Genomic DNA, 19525 nt, shown 5'->3' on the forward strand with positions numbered 1-19525 from the left:
GGGCCGGGCGAAACGGTACCGCCCGGCAGCGCTGGGGAGCGGCCGGGCGGCGAAGGGCTGTAGTCAGGCGAGGAAAGGCAAGGCGCATGGGCATGACCCTTCCTCTATGCCGGACTGGATGATGATCAGGCGTGGCCGGCGGGCTCGCCCTGCGCGGCGGCCTCGATCTGGGCCTGCTGCTGGACGTACAGGGCGCCGAAATCGATGGGATCGAGCATGAGCGGCGGGAAGCCGCCATCCTGCACGGCATCGGCCAGCACGCGGCGGGCGAAGGGGAAGAGCAGGCGGGGCGCCTCGGCATAGAGGAACGGGCGCATCTGGTCCTCGGGCACGTTGCGGATGCCGAAGAGGCCGGCGAAAACCAGTTCGACCGCGAAGGCGGTGCCCTGCTCAGCCACGGCCTTGGCGCTTACCTTCAGCGCGACTTCGTACACATCGTCGGCAATCTGATTGTTGCTGATGTTGAAGTTGATGTCGATCTGCGGCTGCTCCTGCCACTGGTAGACGGCCGGCGCGTTCGGGTTCTCGAACGAGAGATCCTTCACATATTGCGCGATCAGGCCGATCTGGGGCTGGGTGTCGGCGCCATTGGCGACGGTGTCGGTCGTGTCGGTCATGCGTGAATCCTGTTCCTCGATGGTCGCTGCCATGCCGCCGGCGCAGGACCGCCGCGACCTAGAAGCTGGAAAGTCGCCGGACACCGAGCGTGCCGGGCGAAACCGCGCTCCTTGTCCATGGGCGCGCCGCTTAGCAGGCACGCAAGGCCGGGGCAATGGGGGTGGCGCTTCCCGGGTGCGCGGAACGCTCGCGTGGCCGGCGAAAATCGGGGTGAGGAGGCCGGGCGGCTGCGTTGGGGGCTTTTTTACCGAATGTCGGTATCGTTCCGGCGATCTGGCGCGTTGTCCGTTTGAAGTTTTGCGCGAACGTGCCTATGTCTTGCGGGTTATGTTTTGAAGGAAGGGTGTTGACCTCGTGACCGTCATCGTCGTGCTGGCCATGATCTTCGCACTGCTGGCGTTGCGGCTTTACTCTGTGCTCGGCAAGCGCACGGGTCATGAGCAGCGGCAGCTTCCCACGCCGGCCGACGATCGTCCGGCCGCGCCCATGCCGTCCTCCGGGCAGGTCGATAATCGCACGCCCGCGCAGCGCGCGGCCGACAATGCGGTGGCAGTGCCGGCCCAGCCCGGCCTGCGCGCAATCATCGCGACCGACCGCAACTTCGATGTCGCGCAGTTTCTGGGTGGCGCCAAGGCGGCCTATGGCATGATCCTCGAAGCCTATTGGAAGGGCGACCGCGAGACGCTGCGCACCTATTGCGCGGACGATGTGTATGACGCGTTCAGCGCCGCCATCGACCAGCGCGAGGCCGATGGGCTGACCATGGACAACAAGCTCGTCCGCATCGAGGACGCGCGGATCGACGCTGCGCGCGTCGAAAGCGGCACCGCGTTCATCGCGATCCACTTCGAAGCCGATCTGTCCGCTGTCACGCGCGACCGGGAAGGCCATGTCGTGGCCGGATCGCTGGACGATGCCATCTCCACGGCGGAAACCTGGACGTTCAGCCGCAATCTCTCCAGCCGCGATCCCAATTGGGAACTGGTGGAGACGGACGAAGGCTGAGCGGCGCGCAGGCGGATCGCCGTGCCGGCTCGCTTTCAGACCCGTTTCAAGCAGCTTTCCGCTCTGGCAAGCGCGCTGGCTCTGGCGGCGTGCGGCAGCATGATCCCGCCGGGTGGGCCTGGTCAGCGACCCGTCCCCTCCCGGCCTTCTTCGCCCGCCACGCCGCCCCAACCGGCCACACCCCGGCCGCCGCTTACCCCGACCCCTGCGCCTACCCCTGCGCCCGATCAGGCTGAACTGGCGCCCGCCGTGGCCGCCGGCCTGACGCCAGGGCCAGCGATCGACACGGTCCTGCCGACCGCATCCGAGCGGATGGGGCAAGCCTTGCGCGCCTTCCGCCTCTCCTGCTCCTCGCTGCTGCGTCGCCGCGACCAGAGCGGCCTCACTGGCAATGCCGACTGGCAAACGGCCTGCGCGGCGGCGGCAAGCTGGAGCGAGGCGAACGCGCGCGAATTCTTCCGTCGCTATTTCGAAGCCGTGCAGGTCGGTGACGGCAAGGCGTTCGCGACCGGCTATTACGAACCGGAAATCGCTGGCTGCCGCACGCGCGCCACGGGCTGCGAGACGCCGATCTATCGCAAGCCGGACGATCTGATCGAGGTCGATCTCGGCCTGTTCAGCGAGAGCCTCAAGGGTCGGCGCATCAGAGGCAAGGTGCAGGGCTCCAGCTTCGTGCCCTATGATGACCGGGCGGCCATCACCGCAGGCGTGCTGGACGGGCGTGGTCTGGAACTGGCCTATGCCGTCGATCCGGTCGAGTTGTTCTTCCTCGAGGTGCAGGGCAGCGGGCGGTTGCGCCTGCCTGATGGCGGGATCATGCGCATCGGCTATGCCGGGCAGAATGGGCGCGATTATACCGGCATCGGCCGGCTGATGCGAGACCGGGGGCTGATCCAGATCGGCTCGATGCAGGACATCATGAGCTGGCTGCGCGCCAATCCGGCGCAGGGCCAGTCGATCATGAACGAGAATAAAAGCTACGTCTTCTTCCAAGAGCTGACCGGTCCCGGGGCGCTGGGTGCGCTGGGCGTGCCGGTGACGGCGGAGGTGAGCGTCGCGGCCGACCCCACCTTCGTGCCGCTCGGCGCGCCGGTGCTGCTGTCGCTCGACCGGGTCGAGCCCAACGGGCTCTGGATCGCACAGGATACCGGTGGGGCCATCAAGGGCAGCAATCGCTTCGATACCTTTTGGGGTGCCGGTGAGCGCGCTCGCGGCATCGCCGGCGGCATGTCGGCCCGGGGGAGCGCCCTGCTGCTGCTGCCGATCGGCACCTATGCCCGCCTGACCGCTGGCCGCTGAGCGTGGCCCGGCGGGTTCTCACGCCCGATGAGCGCGCGCTCTGGGGCAAGCTGACCCGTACGGTGACACCCCTGCGGCGGGTCCGTCCGCTTCCACCGGTGGAGCCGGTCTCGGCAGCGGCTTTTGCTGCGGCGCTGGATACGCCCAAGCCGGTGAAGGGCCGAATTCCACCGAGTCGTCCCGTGGCGCCGCCGCCATCCCCTCCGGCGCCCGTCGCCGTGCCCGTGCTGGACGGCAGCTGGGAGAAGCGCATTCGCTCCGGGCGGATTATTCCCGATCATGCCATCGATCTGCACGGCCTCAATCTGGCGGCAGCGCATATCCGGCTGGAACGGGCCATCGGCGATGCCCTCGCGCAGGGCTGGCGGGTGCTGCTGGTGGTGACCGGCAAGCCGCGGCCCGCCCCGGCGCCCGGCGAAACCCGGCGACGTGGCGCGATTCGCGCGGAAATCGGTGATTGGCTGGCGAGGAGCGCCCATGCCCACCGCATCGCCAGCGTTCGCCAGGCCCATCCCCGCCATGGCGGGGATGGCGCGCTCTACGTGATTTTGCGCCGCAGCAATTAGGCAGCGCCGCGTGGCCCGGGATAGCCATGCGCACGAGGATGTCCGCGCTGGCATGTCGCCCGCTGGCAGGCAGGAAACCGCCATTTGCGTTCGTTCATATTCGCGCTCCGAAATGAGACAGAAATTTACCGCGTTTCTGCGAAATCCCATTGGACGGAGGGTTAAGAATCGATTAACAATTGCCCCTCTTATGTGGGAGTTGAACATGAACATGAACCTCTTTGCCAAGGCGTCTGCGATCGCCCTCGGCCTTGCCGCGGTTACCCCGGCGCAGGCCGTGACCTTCCTGTACTTCCCCGGCACGTCCGCACCGACGGCAGGCTACAATGTGATCAACCAGTTCGACACGACGGCTGGCATCACCGGCTCGAACTTCCAGATCAACACGCCGCCGTCCAACTCGACCGGCGCGCCGCCGGCCTATGCGACGTTCGGTTCGTCTTCCTATCTGTCGGTTCTCGCCAACGGTTCCGCGACGATCAACTTCGGCGCTGCCAGCGCGGTGGAGTTCGACTGGGGTTCGATCGACGCCTACAACACGCTGACCGTTCTGCTGGACGGTGGCTCCAGCTTCGTCATCACGCCGGGCGGCAACTTTACCAATGACGCCGACGGCAACCAGATCCTGGCGAACACCAATGGCCTGTTCCAGATCTTCGCTGAGGGTAACGAGAAGATCGTTGGCCTGACGCTGGAATCGAGCCGCAACTCGTTCGAGATCGACAATCTCGCGACCGTTCCGGTTCCGGAGCCCGCCACCTGGGCGATGATGATCGCCGGCCTCGGCCTGGTCGGTGGCGTGATGCGTCGCCGCGCTGGCGCCACGAGCGTCACCTTCGCCTGATTTTCAATCAGTCGACAGATTTGGGAAACGCCGTCGGTTGGGAGACCGGCGGCGTTTTCTTTTGGTTTTGGGATCGGCGGTTTAGCAGGTGAGGCGCAAGGTTGCCTGAGCGGTTCGCCCTAGAGCCGCCGGGTCAACCGAGCGTTGGGGCTGCGCTCAGGATCCGCTTGTAGATGCGCGTGAGGCTTTCGATGTCGGCCAGCGACACCGCCTCATCCAGCTTGTGCATCGTCGCATTCAGCAAGCCAAATTCGACAACCGGGCAAATCGCCGAGAGGAACCGGGCATCCGAGGTGCCGCCGCTGGTGGACAGTTCCGGTGTGAGGCCGGTCTCGGCGGCGATCGCCTCGCTGATCAGGCTGGAAAACGGACCCGGCTGGGTGAAGAACGACTCGCCGCTGATCATGGCGCGCAGCGTGCCGCCTTCGGCCTCCACCAGGGTGCGGATTCGGGCAACCAGATCCTCGCCGCGATGCAGATCGTTGAAGCGGATCGAGATGCGGGCCGTGGCCTTTGCGGGAATGACATTGGTTGCTGGATTGCCGACATGCAGGTCGGTGATCTCGATATTGCTGGGCTGGAACCAGTCGGTGCCCTGATCCAGTTCGATCGCCTCAATGGCGGACAAAATGCGCACCAGCGGCGAAATCGGGTTTTTCGCCAGATGCGGATAGGCGACATGGCCCTGCATGCCCTCAACGCTGATCCACATGTTCACCGAGCCGCGCCGGCCGATCTTGATCATGTCGCCAAGGCGCTGGACCGACGTTGGCTCGCCCACGAGGCAGACATCGGGCGTTACACCGCGCTCGGCCATATGGCGCATCAGCGCGCGGGTGCCGTGGACGGCGTCGCCCTCCTCATCCCCGGTGATGAGCAGGCTGATCGTGCCGGGCAGCGGGGCGCCCTCGGCATCGGCCCGCGCGATGGCCGCGACGAACACCGCGATGGAACTCTTCATGTCCACAGCGCCGCGCCCGTAGAGCAACTCGCCGCGCCGCTCGGGCTGGAAGGCGTCGCTCGTCCACCCCTCGCCGGGGGGCACCACGTCCAGATGGCCGGCAAAGGCGACATGCGGGCCATCGCCCGTGCGGCGGACCGCCAATAGATTTTCCACCGGCCCGTGCGGCTGCTCGCCATCGATGAAGCGCTCGACGGTGAAGCCGAGCGGCGTGAGCATGGCTTCCAGCGCATCGAACACCGCGCCGGTCGCCGGTGTGACGGACGGGCAGGCAATCAGCGCTTCGGCAAGCGCGACAGGATCGGTGAGGGACGGGGCGTTGCTCATGGCGCCTGCGTTAGCCAAGCTTGCGCGCCAAGGGAAGCGAGGTCGGCGCCATGCGCTCCCTCTGGCGGCAAGGGGCCCGCTGCGGTAGCGAGGATGGGCGCAAGACAGGAGGAGCCGACATGCCCAAGATCGAGATCGAGCAGGTGGAGCAGAGCAACAGCACGGGCTATCCGCCGCCGTTCAACGAGCCTGTGGCCGGGCGCTGGCACCGGCGGCTGGGGCGCCATGCCGGCCTGACGCATCTGGGCGCCAGCCATGTCGTGCTGGAGCCGGGCGCCTGGTCCTCACAGCGGCACTGGCATCTGGGCGAGGATGAGTTTCTGATCATGCTGTCCGGGCAGGCGGTGCTGATCGAAGACGAAGGCGAGACCATCCTGCACCCCGGCGATTGCGTGGCGTGGGCGGCAGGAGTCGCCAATGGCCACCATCTCGTTAATCGTAGCGATACGAATTGCACCTTCATCTGCCTGAGCGCGGGGGACCGCGATGCCGGTGGGCGCTATTCCGATATCGACATGATCTTCACGGCTGGCGGCTATCAGCATCGCGATGGCACGCCTTATGGGACCGAGCGGTTGCCTTGATATCGGGATGCGGACTGCGGCGCCCTCGGCTCCTGCCTTCCCAGGAACTTTGGTTCTCAGGCACGCTTGCAGGCTCATGCATCAGTTTACTCCACAAGCCTCCCGTTCGTGTCGAGCGAAGTCGAGACACGTGAGTGCAGTGCGTAGTGTCTCGACTTCGCTCGACACGAACGGGAAGGTGGTGGTTCTTAAATCCCGCCCGCAGGCTCCAGCCGCGGAATGACCCAGCTTTCCCGCGCGGCATCGTCCAGCCATTCGCGCATCCACGGGTGGGCGAGGATGGCGTCCATATAGGCGCGCGCTGCAGGCGGGACTGCGATGGAATAGGTGACGAAGCGCGAGACGACCGGCGCGAACATGATGTCCACGGCGCCGAAGCTGCCGAAGAGAAAGTCGCCCTCTGCCCCGAACCGGGTGCGGGCCTGTTCCCACACGTCCGTGATGCGGGCCACATTGGCGGCGACATCGGGGCCGAGATTGCGCGGGGGGAGGATGTGGCGGGTGTTCATACCGCAGGTCTGGCGCAGCGGCTGGTAACCGGAGTGCATTTCCGCCGCCATCGAGCGGGCAAGCGCCAAGGCCGCCTTGTCCTGCGGCCAGAAGCGGGTGCTGCCGGAGAGCGTGTCGAGATAGTCGATGATGGCAAGACTGTCCCACACGGCAATGTCGCCGTCCCACAGCGTCGGCACCTTGCCATTGGAGACAACGAGATCGGGCTGCGCCTTGCGGGCTTCCCAAGCCTCATCGTAGAGCGGGACCAGCACCGTCTCGAACGGCAGGCCGGATTGCTTGGCGGCCAGCCAACCGCGCAGCGACCAGCTCGAATAGACCTTGTTGCCGATGATGAGCTTCAGCATCCGCACATCTCCCCTTGTTCGATCAGAGGCTCAGCATCAGCCCGGCCAGCGCCGCGCTCATCAGATTGGCGAGGCTGCCGGCGATCAGGGCCTTGATGCCGAGCCGGGCGATCATCGGCCGCTGATTAGGCGCGAGGCTGCCGGTCACCGCCATCTGGATGGCGATCGACGAGAAGTTGGCAAAGCCGCACAGCGCGAAGGTGGTGATCGCTACCGTGGCGGGCGATAGCGTGGCTTGCACCTGTCCCAGCTCGATAAAGGCAACGAACTCGTTGAGCACGACTTTGGTGCCGAACAGTCCGCCCGCGACCTGCGCCTCGTTCCACGGAATGTTGAGCAGGAGCATCACCGGCGCGAACAGCTTGCCGATCAGCATCTGGAAGCTGAGATCGGGATAGCCGAACCAGTTGCCGACCCCGCCGAGCAGGCCATTGGCCAGCGCGACCAGCGCCACGAAGGCAAGCACCATCGCGCCGACCGCGACGGCCAGTTTGACACCAGTCTGCGCGCCTTGCGCGGCCGCCATGATGAGATTGGCGGGCTTCTCCTCCTCATGGGTGGCATCGGGTAGGATGACCGGCTCGATCTCGGCATCGTCCGGATTATCCGGCATGATGATCTTGGCCATCAAGATGCCGCCCGGCGCGGCCATGAAGGCGGCGGCGAGCAGATAATCGATCTGGATGCCCATCGAGGCATAGGCGGCTAGGATCGTGCCTGCCACGCCGGCCATGCCGCTCGTCATCACGGTGAAGAGCTGGGCGGGCGTGAGGCTGGCGAGATAAGGCCGGATGACGAGCGGGCTTTCGCTCTGGCCGACGAACACATTGGCCGCGCAGCACAGGCTCTCCACGCGGGAGATGCCCGTCACCTTCTGGATGGCGCCGCCGACCCAGCGAATGACGAACTGCATGATGCCAAGATAGTAAAGGATCGAGACGAGGCTCGCGAAGAAGATGATGACGGGCAGGGCGGCGATGGCAAAGCTGGTGCCGCCGACCTCCGGCCGGGCGAGCGGCCCGAAGATGAAGTTCGTGCCGGCCTGCGCATAGCCGAGCAGATTGCCCACGCCATGCGACATGGCGGCGATGGCGGCCTTGCCGGCGGGTACGTAGAGAACGAGCAGGGCGATGCCGGCCTGCAAGGCGAAGGCGGCGGCGACCACGCGCAGGCGGATGGCGCGCCGGTTGCCGGAGAGCAGCACGGCAATGGCGAGAATCGCGACGATGCCAACGAGGCCGATGAGGATGGGCATGGAGTGGCGGCTGTCCCCTGTTCGCATGGCCCGACAAACGGCCATCAGCGCGAATCGCTTATACAGGCGCGCTGCAGCGCGGCAATCGGCTGCGCGGCGCCGGGTGTCGTTGCACGGCGGCGCGTGGCATGTCGCGCACAGGGTCTCTTCCCGCCTCGCTGCAAAGCCATTAAGCGATGGGGATGACTGCACCCGCTCCGGCCTCGTCCGCACCCATCGCCCGCTCTCTGTTCGTCCTGTCCGTCTTCTATGGTGGCATGGTCTGCATCGCCGGTGTTCTCGGCAACAAACAGGTTTCGCTCGGGCCGCTCGGCGCGATTGGCTCGGCGCTTGGCTTGGGGGACTTGGCAGTGGAAGCCGGCATCTTCGCCTTCCTCCTGCTGGTCGTCGTCTCGAGCGCAGTGGCGGAACTGCATGGCCGGGCTGTTGCCAATCGGCTGGTGCTGCTGGGCTTCATCCCGTTGATCGTCTCGATCCTGCTCTCCGTGGTCGTGCTGGCCCTGCCCGCCGCGCATGAAATGGCGCCGGAGCGGCAGGCGGCCTTCGCCATGATCATGTCCGGCACACCGCGCATCTGGGCGGGCGGTATCGTCGCTTACGGTATTTCGCAGATTCTCAATGTCACCATCTTCGCCGCGCTCAAGGGGCAGGCGGGAAGCCGGCTGCTGTGGCTGCGCGCCGGCACGGCAAGCGTGCTCTCGCAGATCGTCGATACGCTGCTGTTCGTGACCATCGCCTTTTACGGCGTCTTCCCCATCGGAGCGCTGCTTGTGGGGCAGATGCTCGCCAAGGTTCTGCTCTCGGCGTTGCTGGTGCCGCCGGTCATCTATGCGTTCGTGGCACTGGGGCGCCGGCTCGACCGGTAATGTAATCCGTTCGGGCTGAGCTTGTCCAAGCCTTGGTCTTTTTTCGACGCGAGAAGAAGGACAGTCCTTCGACAGGCTCAGGACGGACGGCAAGGGAGATGGGGCCTACCTAATCCCCTCCTTTCTTGCAGCGTGGGCCGCAAAGCCTTATGCGCCCGCGCATGACCGATCACGCACCCGATCCCGCCCTGCTGGCCAAGGCCGAGACCCTTACCGAGGCGCTGCCCTATATGCAGCGCTATGCCGGCGAGACGTTCGTCGTGAAATATGGCGGCCACGCCATGGGCGACCCGGAGGCCGCGCGCGATTTCGCCGAGGATGTCGTGCTGATGAAGATGGTCGGCATCAATGTCGTCGTCGTCCATGGCGGCGGGCCGCAGATCGGCGCGATGCTCAAGAAGCTGGGCGTCGAGAGCAAGTTCGTGAACGGCCTGCGCGTGACCGACGAGGAAACCGCGAAGATCGCCGAGATGGTCCTGGCCGGATCGATCAACAAGGAGATTGTCGGCTGGATCGCCCAGGCGGGCGGCCGCGCGGTCGGCATTTCCGGCAAGGATGGCGGCCTGGTGCTGTGCGAGAAGGTCGGCGGCAAGCGCGAGCCGGACCCGAACAGCGGCATTGAGCGCAATGTGGACCTCGGCTTTGTCGGTGACCCCGTGAAGGTCGACCGGCGCATTCTCGACAGCCTCTCGCGCGACGGCATCATCCCGGTGGTCGCGCCGGTCGGCATTGGCGCCGACGGGCACACTTACAATGTAAACGCCGATACGATGGCGGGCGCAATCGCCGCTGAACTCGGCGCCAAGCGCTTCTTCCTGCTCACCGACGTGGCGGGCGTGCTGAACAAGGACAAGGACCTGCTGAGCGATCTGACCCCGGCGAAGATCGGCGGTCTGGTCGAGGATGGCACGATTTCCGGCGGCATGATTCCCAAGGTGGAAACCTGCGTGAAGGCTGTCGAGGGCGGCGTGGAAGCGGCAGTCATTCTGGATGGGCGCATCCCGCATGTGATGCTGCTGGAGGTGTTCACCCGCCAGGGCGCTGGCACGTTGGTGCATCTGTAACGCGCGGCGCGGGGGGCTATGGCGGTAGAAAATCACCGCCCTCAAGCAACTTGCAGCCGCTAGGCCCGCTGGGCTAAACTCTTTTCAACTTCCACCACAGGACGAACCATGGCCGTTGCCCTTATCCAGACCTTGGCGATCCTGCTGAATGTCGCCTGGTGGATCATCATCGTTCAGGCCATCTTGAGCTGGCTGATCGCGTTCAACGTGATCAACACCAGCAATGATATCGTGCGCAGCATCTGGGTCGCGCTCGACCGGTTGACCGAACCGCTCTATCGGCCGATCCGCCGGATCATGCCGGACCTGGGCGCGCTCGATCTCTCGCCGATGGTCGTGCTCATCATCATCATCATCCTGCAGGGGCCGGGCCTGACCGCGCTGGCAAGCCTGCTGCTCTGAGCGGACGTGCGCCGTGCCGCTTCGTCGTGACGGCGCAGACCTGCTGCTGGCGATTCGCCTGACGCCGAAGGCTGCGCGTGCTCGCCTTGGCGGAACGTTCACGGATGCCGCCGGCCAACGCTGGCTGCAGGCCAGCGTCACCGCGCCGCCGGACAAAGGCAAGGCCAATGCTGCCCTGCTGACGCTGCTCGCCCGACATCTGCGCGTGCCCGGATCGTCGATTTTGCTGGAGACAGGGGATACCAACCGGCTAAAGCGCCTGCGCATTGCGGGTGCTGATCCGCACACGGAACAGTCTTTGAGAGAGATCGCTGAGAAGGAGCGAAGCGCGACATGAGTTTGGGCAAGGAAATCGACGGCAAGGCATTCGCGGCGAAGCTGCGCGGGCGGATGGCTGAGGCAGTCCCCGCTTTCGTGGAGAAGACCGGGCGCAAGCCGGGCCTCGCGGTGGTGCTTGTCGGTGAAGACCCGGCGAGCAGCGTCTATGTCCGCTCCAAGGGCAAGGCGACGGTCGAAATCGGCATGAACAGCCTTGAGTTCAAGCGCCCCGCCACGATCAGCCAGGAAGAGCTGATCGAGCTGGTCGAAGAGCTGAATGCGGACGACAGCGTGGACGGCATTCTCGTCCAGCTGCCGCTGCCTGCCCATCTCGATGACAAGGCGGTGATCGCCACCATCGATCCCGCCAAGGATGTCGATGGCTTCCATGTCGTCAATGCCGGCAAGCTGGCGGTGGGCGATCCCACCGCTCTGGTGCCCTGCACGCCGCTTGGCTGCCTGATGCTGCTCAAGGACGAGCTGGGCGACCTCTCCGGCAAGGAAGCGGTCGTCATCGGTCGCTCGAACATCGTCGGCAAGCCGATGATGCAGCTGCTGCTGGCGGAAAGCTGCACCGTGACGGTGGCGCACAGCCGCACGCATGATCTGGCCGGTGTGGTCCACCGCGCGGACATCGTGGTCGCGGCGGTCGGCCGACCGGAAATGGTCAAGGGCAGCTGGATCAAGCCGGGCGCCGTGGTCATCGACGTGGGCATCAATCGCGTGAAGGGCGATGAGGACGGCAAGAGCAAGATCGTCGGTGACGTCGCCACCGCCGAGGCGATCAACCATGTCGCGGCGATCACGCCCGTGCCGGGTGGCGTCGGTCCGATGACCATCGCGGTGCTGTTGCGCAACACTTTGGTTGCCGCGCACGTCCGCGCGGGTCTGCCCGCACCCAAGGGCCTTTGATCCGCAGCGCTGCCTTTGCCTTGCTCGCCACGCTCTCCTTGGGCGTGGCGGCTGGTCCTGCGCAAAGTCAGCGCCAGATGATGCCGAGCGTCGGCGTCGGCACGGCCAATCCCAGCGCCATCGTCGCCGCCGAACTGGGCATGGCCCGGCAGGCGCGCGAGGAGGGGCAATGGACGGCACTGCGCAAGCTGGCCGACAAGGACGCCGTGATCTTCGCGCCCGGCCCGCTCAATGCCCAAGCCTGGCTTAAGCAGCAGACGGACCCCGCCCGGCCGGTGCGCTGGAACCCGCAGCAGATCTTCATCGCCTGCGATGGCAGCTATGCCGCCGCGACCGGGTCGCTGGAGCGCGTAAACGGACAAGCGGCGCGGTTCGTCACCCTTTGGCGGCAGCAGCGCAAGGGTGATTATAAATGGGTGATGACGGCCACCAGCGACACGCCATGGAGCGGCGAGGCGGACGGCATGATCAAGGCCTCCGTTGCCGATTGCGCGCGACGGGGTGAGCGGCTGGAGCGGCGCGATCGCGACCGCGACATTGTGCGCCTGCCGGACCCGCCGCCGGCCAGCGGGTCGGCGCAGTCCGAGGACGGGTCGCTGCGCTGGACATGGACGGTGAGCGGCGATGCGCGGACGCTGGAGGTCTTCCTGCGTCGCGGTGCCGGTGAGGAGCGGGCCATTCAGGAGACGGTAGCGGAGGGCGCGCGATGATGGAGCTGTTCCTCGCGGCGTTCATCACGCTGTTCGTCGTCATCGACCCGCCGGGCACGGCGCCGATCTTCAGCAGCCTCACCATTGGCGCGAGCGGCGCCCAGCGTCGCAGCATGGCGGTGCGGGCGGTGATCGTGGCGGCGTGCATCCTGCTGGCCTTCGCGCTGGCGGGAGAAGCGTTCCTGCGGACGCTCGGCATCACGCTGGAGGCGTTCCGCATCGCGGGCGGCATCATGCTCTTCTTCATCGCCATGGATATGGTGTTCGAGACGCGGACGCGGCGGCGCGAAGACCGCGCGCAGAAGATCAAGGAAACGCCGGAAATCGAGGATGTCGCCATCTTCCCGATGGCGATGCCGATGATCGCCGGGCCGGGGTCGATCGCGACGATCATGCTGCTGATGGCGCGGGCGACGGGTCCGCAGGAGACGGCGATCGTGCTCTTCGCGCTCGCGGCCAATCTGCTGCTGATGCTGGCAGCGCTCCTGGCGGTCGGCCCGATCATGCGGGTGTTCGGTGGTCAGGTGGAGGCGGTCATTACCCGTTTGCTGGGTGTGATTCTCGCGGCGCTTGCGGTGCAGTTCGTGATCGACGGATTGCGCCAGAGCATTCTCTGATTTGAGAGGGAAGGGCCGGAGAGACACGCTCCCCGACCCTTCCCATCATGCAGTTCAGCTCGCGACGGCGGGCACGATCTTGATTTCCACGCGGCGATTCTGCGCCTTGCCGTCAGCCGTTTCGTTGCTGGCGACCGGCCGCGTCTCGCCATAGCCCATCGTCGCCATGCGGATGGGGTCGATACCGCGCCGGCCAAGATAATTGGCGACGGCCTGCGCGCGACGCTCAGAGAGCGCCTGATTGTAAGCCTCGCTGCCATCGGAATCGGTGTGACCCAGCACGTCGATCATCGTCTTGGGATATTCCGCAAGGGTCGAGGCCACCTGATCCAGCGTGGACTGTGCCTGCGGCTGCACCGTGGCCTGATCGGTCGCGAAGGTGATGCCGGACGGCATGCGGAGCAGCAATTCATCGCCCTGACGAACGACATCGACGCCGGTGCCGGCGGTCTGCTGGCGCAGCTTCCTCTCCTGCGCATCCATATAAGCGCCGACGCCCGCGCCGGCCACGGCACCAATGCCCGCGCCGACGATCTTCTCCGTGCGGTCGTTGCGGCCGCCCAAAATGTCGCCGAGCAGATAGCCGCCGAGCGCGCCGCCGACGCCGCCGATGGCGGCCTTCGAAATGGTCCGATTGCCGGTTTCGGGATCGGTCACACAGCCGGAGAGGGCCAGGGCCGCCAAAGCGGTACCGGCAAGGGCGAAGGGGGAATGGCTGCGAAGGCTCATGATTATCTCCTCAAGTCTGGCCTCCCACGCTGTTACGCGGGAACCCCGCCATTAACGGCGCGGGAACCTGATTAGTTCCTGAACGAGGGAACTCTTGCGGACCTGCGATGTTGCCCGCGATGTTGCATAGTGGCTTTCCGTAGCGAAAGCCGCTAAGCTTTCAGCCAACAACCCCTTTAGAAGAGACCATGCCGCCTTTTCCCTGGCTCGATGCCGCCATCGTCCTCGCGCTGATTGCGCTCAACGGCGTCTTTGCCATGTCCGAACTGGCCATTGTCTCGGCACGCCGGCCACGGCTGGAGGCCATGACCCGCAATGGCAAGCATGGGGCACGGGCCGCGCTGGGCCTCAGCGCGGAGCCGGGCCGCTTCCTGTCCACCGTCCAGATCGGCATCACGCTCATCGGCATTCTCGCGGGTGCCTATTCGGGCGATAAGCTCGGCGGCCCGCTAGGCGCGATCTTCGCCTATCTCGGCATGTCTCCCAATCTGGCCCAGAACACAGGTTTTGGCGTTGCGATCGTTGCGACGACCTATGTCTCGCTGATCATCGGCGAGCTGGTGCCCAAGCAGCTTGCGCTGCGCAATCCCGAGCCGCTGGCCTGCGTCGTCGCGCCATTCATGATCATGCTCGCGCGCGTTGCCGCGCCGATCGTCTGGGTGCTGGATCAGTCCAGCGAGGTCATCTTCAAGCTGATGCGCCTCAAGCGCGAAGGCTCGGACCATGTGACGGCGGAGGAACTGCAGCTCATCGTGGCGGAAGCGAGCCGGCACGGCGTGATCGAGGAAAGCGAGCGCGCGATCATTTCCGGCGTGGTGCGGCTGGCCGACCGGCCGGTGCGCGAAGTGATGACGCCGCGCCGCGATGTCGACTGGCTGGATGCCGATGCCAGCGCCGAGCAATTGCGCGAGAAGCTGCTCGCCACCCCGCACACCCGCCTGCCGGTCGCGCAGGGCAGCGTGGAGGACATTATTGGCGTCGTACAGGCGCGTGACGTGATGGCGGCACTGTTCCGGGGCGAGGCACTGGATCTGCGGGTGCTGATGCGCCCGGTCTCCATCGTGCCCGATCAGGTGGATGCCATGGACGCCCTCAACCGCCTGCGGGAGGCCGACGCCCCCATGGTGATGGTGCATGACGAATATGGCCATTTCGAAGGCATTGTGACCCCGGCCGATCTCATGTCCGCCATCGCTGGCGAGTTTGCGTCGGACAGCGATCTCTATACCCAGCCGATGGTCACGGAGCGGGAGGATGGCAGCCTGCTCGTCTCCGGCCAGATGGCCATCGACGCGCTGGCCGAGCGCATCGACCTCGATCTCTCCGAAGACCGCGACTACGCGACCGTTGCCGGCTTTGCGCTGGCCGTGCTGCGCCACCTGCCTGAAGAGGGCGAGCATTTCAGCGAGCAGGGCTGGCGGTTCGAAATCGTCGATATGGACGGGCGCAAGATCGACAAGTTGCTGGTCAGCGCGGAAGACTGACCGGCGCGCCCGCGCCCGTTCGATCAGGTATAGGCATAAGGCCCGCCCGCCTCCAGCGCGCGCTGATAGGCAGGCCGTGACTGCACCCGGTCCAGCCAGGCGATGGTCGCGGGACGGCTCTCGTCCAGCCCGCCCCGGCTGCGTGCGGCCTCCAGCGGAAAGCTCATCATCACATCGGCCCCGCTGATCTGGTTGCCGGCAAACCACGGACGCCGACTCAGCTCGGCTTCGACATAATCGAGATGTACGTCGATCATCGGCTGGATGCGCTTGACGGCGACCTTGCCGACCAGCGGAATGCGGGAGAGCACGAGCTTGAGCAGCAGCGGCGGCATCATCGAGCCTTCCGCATAATGCAGGAACATGCGGTATTGCAGCTTTCCGTCAGCGTCATCGGGCGGCCCGAACTGGCCGGATTTCTCGACAAGATATTCGACGATCGCGCCGCTCTCGATCAGCGTGCGGCCCTCGTCTTCCAGCACCGGCGACTTGCCGAGCGGATGCACCGCCTTGAGCGCAGCGGGCGCGAACATCGTTTCGGGATCGCGCTCATAACGGCGCAATTCATAGGGCAGCCCCAACTCCTCCAGCATCCACAGGATGCGCTGCGAGCGGGAGTTGTTGAGATGGTGGACGATCATTGAGAGGCTCCATGGCAAATCGTGTTGCAAGGCGCGAAGGTATGCTTACAGTGTAAACATACTTCATCATGCTTACGGTGTAAACAATCTTGAAAGACGCGTCCTTGAGGAATTGCCTCGTCAACGAAACAGTGGCGACGTTGGTTGCAGACGAGCCGGAACCCAGTCTGCGCGATCTCGCGGCGCGCCTTGGCGTATCGGCCATGGCGTCTTATCGGCATTTCCCGAACAAGGCGGCACTGATGGAGGCCGTGTCCGAGCGCGGGTTTGCTATGCTTGAGGCACAGCTCAAGGCTGCGGACGCCGCAAAGGCCGGCGCTCCTGCGCTAGTTGCGCAGGGCTTGGCCTACTTTGAATTTGCAATAACGAACCGACGTTTGTTCGATTTGATGTTCCGCGAAGGCACACGCGCCGGTGAAGAAAGTCCGGCGAGGCAGCGTGCCTTCGGCGTCCTGTACGATCGGGTCGTGGCTCTGGCGCCCGAGGACGCCGAGGCTGTTGCGCTCGCCTGCTGGGCGCTGGTTCATGGCCTTGCCGTTCTCCAATCCGCTCCGGGTGGGCCGGAGCAGGCGGCGCGCGTTCGTGATGTATTGACCCTTTTCGTAAACAGGATCGCGCGCGTCTGAACGGCGGCGCCTAACCTGCCGCCGCGTCTTTCTCCCGCGCGATTTCCCGCCAACCGAGGTCGCGCCGGCAGAAGCCGCCGGGGAAATCGACCTGATCGACCAGCGCATAAGCGGCGTCACGCGCCTGTGTGACCGTGGCCCCGCGCGCGGTGACGTTCAGCACCCGGCCACCACTGGCCACGAGCTGCCCGTCCTTGAGCGTCGTGCCGGCGTGGAAGATCTTGGCACCATCGGGCGCCATCGGAAGCGCGATGGGCGCGCCTTTCTCGGGCGTGCCGGGATAGCCCTTCGCGGCCAGCACCACGGTGAGCGCCGGGTCGGGCGCGAAGCTGGGGCCGCTGGCCTCGTCGAGCGTCCCTTGCGCGACGGAGAGCAGCAGCGCGACGAGATCGCTGGTCAGCCGCATCATCAGCACTTGGCATTCCGGGTCGCCAAAGCGGCAATTATATTCGATGAGCTTGGGGCCGTCCGTAGTGAGCATGAGCCCCGCGAACAACACGCCGGAATAAGGCGTGCCGCGCGCGGCCAGCGTCGTCACCGTCGGGCGGATGATCTGGTCCATCACGGCATCCTGCAGGGCAGGTGTGAGCACGGAGGCCGGACTATAGGCGCCCATGCCGCCGGTATTGGGGCCGGTGTCGCCTTCACCCACGCGCTTGTGATCTTGCGCCGAGCCGAAGGCGACGACGTTGGTGCCATCGGTGAGGGCGAAGAAGCTGGCTTCCTCGCCTTCCATAAATTCTTCCAGCACCACTTCCGCGCCCGATGCGCCGAAGCTGCCGCCGAACATGTCGCGGATCGCCTCTTCGGCCTCTTCGCGCGTCTGCGCGATGATGACGCCCTTGCCGGCGGCGAGCCCATCGGCCTTCACCACCACCGGCAAGCTGAAATCGCTGAGCGCCGCCAGCGCCATCTCGGCGCTGGTGCAGCGGACATAGCCGGCCGTGGGAATGGCGGCATCGCGGCAGAGATCCTTGGTGAAGCCCTTGGAGCCTTCAAGCTGGGCGGCAGCGGCGCTCGGTCCAAACACCGGGATGTCGACCGCGCGCAGGCTGTCGGCAATGCCGTCCACCAGCGGCGCTTCCGGGCCGACGACCACGAGGCCAATGCTGTTGGCGCGGCAAAAATCGATCACGGCGGCATGATCGGCAAGGTCGATATCGACCAGGCGCGCCGCCTCGGCTATGCCGGGGTTGCCCGGTGCGGCGAACAGGCCGGTGCAGAGCGGCGATTGCGCCAGCTTCCAGGCGAGGGCATGTTCGCGCCCGCCACCGCCGAGCAAAAGGATATTCATGAGCGATTTTTCCGTCAGTGAGGATGCGTCCGGCCGCCTGTTAGCGCAGGAGCGCGCGGGGGACAATCTGACCGCGCTCAGCATTTCCGAACTCTCCGCCCAGCTCAAGCGCACGGTGGAGGATCGTTTCGGCTTCGTGCGCCTGCGCGGCGAGATCTCGGGCTTCAAGCGGGCTGCCTCCGGCCACGTCTATTGCTGCCTCAAGGACGATGCGGCGGTGATCGACGGGGTGATGTGGAAAGGTACGGCGGGCCGGCTCGCCTTCCGGCCCGAGGACGGGCTGGATGTGATCGTCACCGGCAAGGTCACGACCTACCCCGGGCGCTCCAAATATCAGATCGTCATCGAGAGCATGGAGCTGGCCGGCGAGGGCGCGCTGATGCAGCTCTTCGAGAAGCTCAAGGCGCGCCTCTCTGCCGAAGGGCTGTTCGATCCCGCCAAGCGCCGGCCGATCCCCATGCTGCCCGATGTGATCGGCGTGGTGACCTCGCCCACCGGCGCAGTGATTCGCGACATTCTCCACCGGCTTGCCGATCGCTTCCCGAGCCGCGTGCTGCTCTGGCCCGTGCTGGTGCAGGGGGAGGGCGCAGCGGCACAGGTGGCAGCGGCGGTGCGTGGCTTCGGCGCGTTGCCGGCCGATGGCCCGATCCCGCGCCCCGACGTGCTGATCGTGGCGCGCGGTGGCGGCTCGATTGAGGATTTGTGGTCGTTCAACGAGGAAGTCGTGGTGCGGGCGGTGGCGGAGTCACCGATTCCCGTCATTTCCGCCGTGGGCCATGAGACGGATACGACCTTGTGCGATTTCGCTGCCGATCTTCGCGCGCCGACGCCCACTGCTGCTGCGGAAATGGCCGTGCCGGTCCGCGCCGACCTCGCCGTGCAGGTCGCCGAGCTACGCGCACGGATGCAGCGCTGCGTGGCGCGCGGCTTGGACCGCAGCCGCGAGCGATTGGAAGCACAGCGGCGGCTGCTACCGCGCCCGGATGCGCTGCTGGCGCAGGCTCGCCAGCGCGAGGACGATCTTGGCGACCGGCTGCGGCGCGGCCTTTCCCACCGGGTGAGCCGGGCGCGGCACGAGTTAGCGGACGCATCCGGCGCATTGCGACCCGCATTGCTGCAGAGCCACCTCGCGCGGGAACGGCAGAAGCTTGCCAACGTCCGGCTCTCACCGCTGGTGCTCGAGCGCCGACTGGGCGACGCGCGGCGGCAGCTGGATGGGCTGTGGCGGCTGGCCCAGTCGCTTAATCCCGATGCGCCGCTCAAGCGTGGCTTCGCCCGCGTGATGGCGCAAGGCCGGCTGGTCCGCTCTGCCGAGGAAGCGCGCGCGGCCGGGCGGGTAACGCTCAAGTTCGAGCATGATGAGGTGGCCGCAATGACGCAGCCCGATGCGGCGGGTGGCGACTCTCCGGCGCCGGCCTTCCCGTCCTCCGCGCCGCCACCGTCCGCGCCCCGGCCGGCGCGCAAGGCGGCCCCTTCCGCTACGCCAGCGCGGCAGACCGACCTGTTCGACTGACGGCGCGCCCTTGCATCGCGCCAGCCGCGCGGC

At 66.1% G+C, this 19525-nt stretch carries 22 protein-coding genes; 15 read left to right on the top strand and 7 right to left on the bottom strand.

From position 1 onward, the window contains the following. Positions 1 to 125: 125 nt before the first annotated feature. Positions 126 to 617: a protein-export chaperone SecB gene (gene secB / locus M2337_RS05420; RefSeq protein WP_181558661.1), complete on the bottom strand. Its 492-nt coding sequence runs from the start codon at positions 615 to 617 to the stop codon at positions 126 to 128. A gap of 355 nt (positions 618 to 972) precedes the next feature. On the opposite strand from secB, the gene M2337_RS05425 reads away from it, so the two are divergent. The 4 genes from M2337_RS05425 (at position 973) to M2337_RS05440 (ending at position 4332) form a co-directional block, all read left to right on the top strand. Then, on the top strand, positions 973 to 1623 hold the full coding sequence (locus M2337_RS05425) for a Tim44/TimA family putative adaptor protein (protein ID WP_264571980.1): 651 nt from the start codon (positions 973 to 975) through the stop codon (positions 1621 to 1623). 99 nt (positions 1624 to 1722) lie between these two features. After that, the gene (locus M2337_RS05430) at positions 1723 to 2922 is read left to right on the top strand and encodes a murein transglycosylase A (RefSeq protein WP_264572361.1); all 1200 of its coding nucleotides are present in this window, start codon (positions 1723 to 1725) and stop codon (positions 2920 to 2922) included. 2 nt (positions 2923 to 2924) lie between these two features. Beyond that, entirely contained in the window at positions 2925 to 3488 is a 564-nt protein-coding gene (locus M2337_RS05435) for a Smr/MutS family protein (RefSeq protein WP_264571981.1), read from the top strand. A gap of 205 nt (positions 3489 to 3693) precedes the next feature. Beyond that, the gene (locus M2337_RS05440) at positions 3694 to 4332 is read left to right on the top strand and encodes a PEPxxWA-CTERM sorting domain-containing protein (protein WP_264571982.1); all 639 of its coding nucleotides are present in this window, start codon (positions 3694 to 3696) and stop codon (positions 4330 to 4332) included. Positions 4333 to 4465: 133 nt separating this feature from the next. On the opposite strand, the gene dapE is transcribed toward M2337_RS05440, so the two are convergent. Next, a complete protein-coding gene (gene dapE / locus M2337_RS05445) occupies positions 4466 to 5620 on the bottom strand; it encodes a succinyl-diaminopimelate desuccinylase (RefSeq protein ID WP_264571983.1) in 1155 nt (384 codons plus the stop codon). Positions 5621 to 5739: 119 nt separating this feature from the next. Between dapE and M2337_RS05450 the strand changes: the two genes are divergently transcribed. Further along, on the top strand, positions 5740 to 6204 hold the full coding sequence (locus M2337_RS05450; protein WP_264571984.1) for a cupin domain-containing protein: 465 nt from the start codon (positions 5740 to 5742) through the stop codon (positions 6202 to 6204). A gap of 188 nt (positions 6205 to 6392) precedes the next feature. Here M2337_RS05450 and M2337_RS05455 read toward each other — a convergent pair whose 3' ends face one another. Together M2337_RS05455 and M2337_RS05460 are read right to left on the bottom strand one after the other, a co-directional pair. Continuing rightward, a complete protein-coding gene (locus tag M2337_RS05455) occupies positions 6393 to 7061 on the bottom strand; it encodes a glutathione S-transferase family protein (protein WP_264571985.1) in 669 nt (222 codons plus the stop codon). 22 nt (positions 7062 to 7083) lie between these two features. Then, on the bottom strand, positions 7084 to 8316 hold the full coding sequence (locus tag M2337_RS05460) for a NupC/NupG family nucleoside CNT transporter (RefSeq protein ID WP_181558667.1): 1233 nt from the start codon (positions 8314 to 8316) through the stop codon (positions 7084 to 7086). A gap of 182 nt (positions 8317 to 8498) precedes the next feature. Between M2337_RS05460 and M2337_RS05465 the strand changes: the two genes are divergently transcribed. From M2337_RS05465 to M2337_RS05495, 7 genes are all read left to right on the top strand, one after another. Then, positions 8499 to 9182, top strand: a complete 684-nt coding sequence (locus tag M2337_RS05465; RefSeq protein ID WP_264571986.1) for a queuosine precursor transporter — start codon at positions 8499 to 8501, stop codon at positions 9180 to 9182. Positions 9183 to 9331: 149 nt separating this feature from the next. Next, positions 9332 to 10246, top strand: a complete 915-nt coding sequence (gene argB, locus M2337_RS05470; protein ID WP_181558669.1) for an acetylglutamate kinase — start codon at positions 9332 to 9334, stop codon at positions 10244 to 10246. A gap of 108 nt (positions 10247 to 10354) precedes the next feature. Beyond that, positions 10355 to 10648 (top strand): YggT family protein, encoded by a 294-nt coding sequence (locus M2337_RS05475; protein WP_181558670.1) that lies wholly within the window; start codon positions 10355 to 10357, stop codon positions 10646 to 10648. 13 nt (positions 10649 to 10661) lie between these two features. Beyond that, positions 10662 to 10985: a DUF167 domain-containing protein gene (locus M2337_RS05480; protein WP_264571987.1), complete on the top strand. Its 324-nt coding sequence runs from the start codon at positions 10662 to 10664 to the stop codon at positions 10983 to 10985. Then, complete coding sequence (gene folD / locus M2337_RS05485; protein WP_181558672.1) at positions 10982 to 11878, top strand: bifunctional methylenetetrahydrofolate dehydrogenase/methenyltetrahydrofolate cyclohydrolase FolD; 897 nt, start codon at positions 10982 to 10984, stop codon at positions 11876 to 11878. Before M2337_RS05480 ends, folD begins: the two co-directional genes overlap by 4 nt. Continuing rightward, a complete protein-coding gene (locus M2337_RS05490; protein WP_264571988.1) occupies positions 11875 to 12588 on the top strand; it encodes a hypothetical protein in 714 nt (237 codons plus the stop codon). The genes folD and M2337_RS05490 overlap by 4 nt, the downstream gene beginning before the upstream one ends. Continuing rightward, the gene (locus tag M2337_RS05495; RefSeq protein WP_181558674.1) at positions 12585 to 13205 is read left to right on the top strand and encodes a MarC family protein; all 621 of its coding nucleotides are present in this window, start codon (positions 12585 to 12587) and stop codon (positions 13203 to 13205) included. The genes M2337_RS05490 and M2337_RS05495 overlap by 4 nt, the downstream gene beginning before the upstream one ends. Positions 13206 to 13259: 54 nt before the next feature. On the opposite strand, the gene M2337_RS05500 is transcribed toward M2337_RS05495, so the two are convergent. After that, positions 13260 to 13934, bottom strand: a complete 675-nt coding sequence (locus M2337_RS05500; RefSeq protein ID WP_264571989.1) for an OmpA family protein — start codon at positions 13932 to 13934, stop codon at positions 13260 to 13262. A 188-nt stretch (positions 13935 to 14122) separates the two neighbouring features. Here M2337_RS05500 and M2337_RS05505 point away from each other — a divergent pair, with 188 nt between their 5' ends. Further along, positions 14123 to 15418 carry a hemolysin family protein gene (locus M2337_RS05505; RefSeq protein ID WP_264571990.1) on the top strand — a complete coding sequence of 432 codons (1296 nt, stop codon included), beginning with the start codon at positions 14123 to 14125 and terminating at the stop codon, positions 15416 to 15418. 23 nt (positions 15419 to 15441) lie between these two features. Here M2337_RS05505 and M2337_RS05510 read toward each other — a convergent pair whose 3' ends face one another. Further along, positions 15442 to 16059 (bottom strand): glutathione S-transferase family protein, encoded by a 618-nt coding sequence (locus M2337_RS05510; RefSeq protein WP_264571991.1) that lies wholly within the window; start codon positions 16057 to 16059, stop codon positions 15442 to 15444. A gap of 89 nt (positions 16060 to 16148) precedes the next feature. Here M2337_RS05510 and M2337_RS05515 point away from each other — a divergent pair, with 89 nt between their 5' ends. After that, complete coding sequence (locus tag M2337_RS05515; protein ID WP_264571992.1) at positions 16149 to 16685, top strand: TetR/AcrR family transcriptional regulator; 537 nt, start codon at positions 16149 to 16151, stop codon at positions 16683 to 16685. Between the two features lie 10 nt (positions 16686 to 16695). On the opposite strand, the gene purD is transcribed toward M2337_RS05515, so the two are convergent. Continuing rightward, the gene (purD, locus tag M2337_RS05520) at positions 16696 to 17979 is read right to left on the bottom strand and encodes a phosphoribosylamine--glycine ligase (protein ID WP_264571993.1); all 1284 of its coding nucleotides are present in this window, start codon (positions 17977 to 17979) and stop codon (positions 16696 to 16698) included. On the opposite strand from purD, the gene xseA reads away from it, so the two are divergent. Next, positions 17978 to 19492, top strand: a complete 1515-nt coding sequence (gene xseA / locus M2337_RS05525; protein ID WP_264571994.1) for an exodeoxyribonuclease VII large subunit — start codon at positions 17978 to 17980, stop codon at positions 19490 to 19492. The two genes, purD and xseA, sit on opposite strands and share 2 nt — an antisense overlap. Positions 19493 to 19525: the final 33 nt, after the last annotated feature.

The sequence above is a fragment of the Sphingobium sp. B2D3A genome, from assembly GCF_025961795.1.
Lineage (GTDB): Bacteria > Pseudomonadota > Alphaproteobacteria > Sphingomonadales > Sphingomonadaceae > Sphingobium.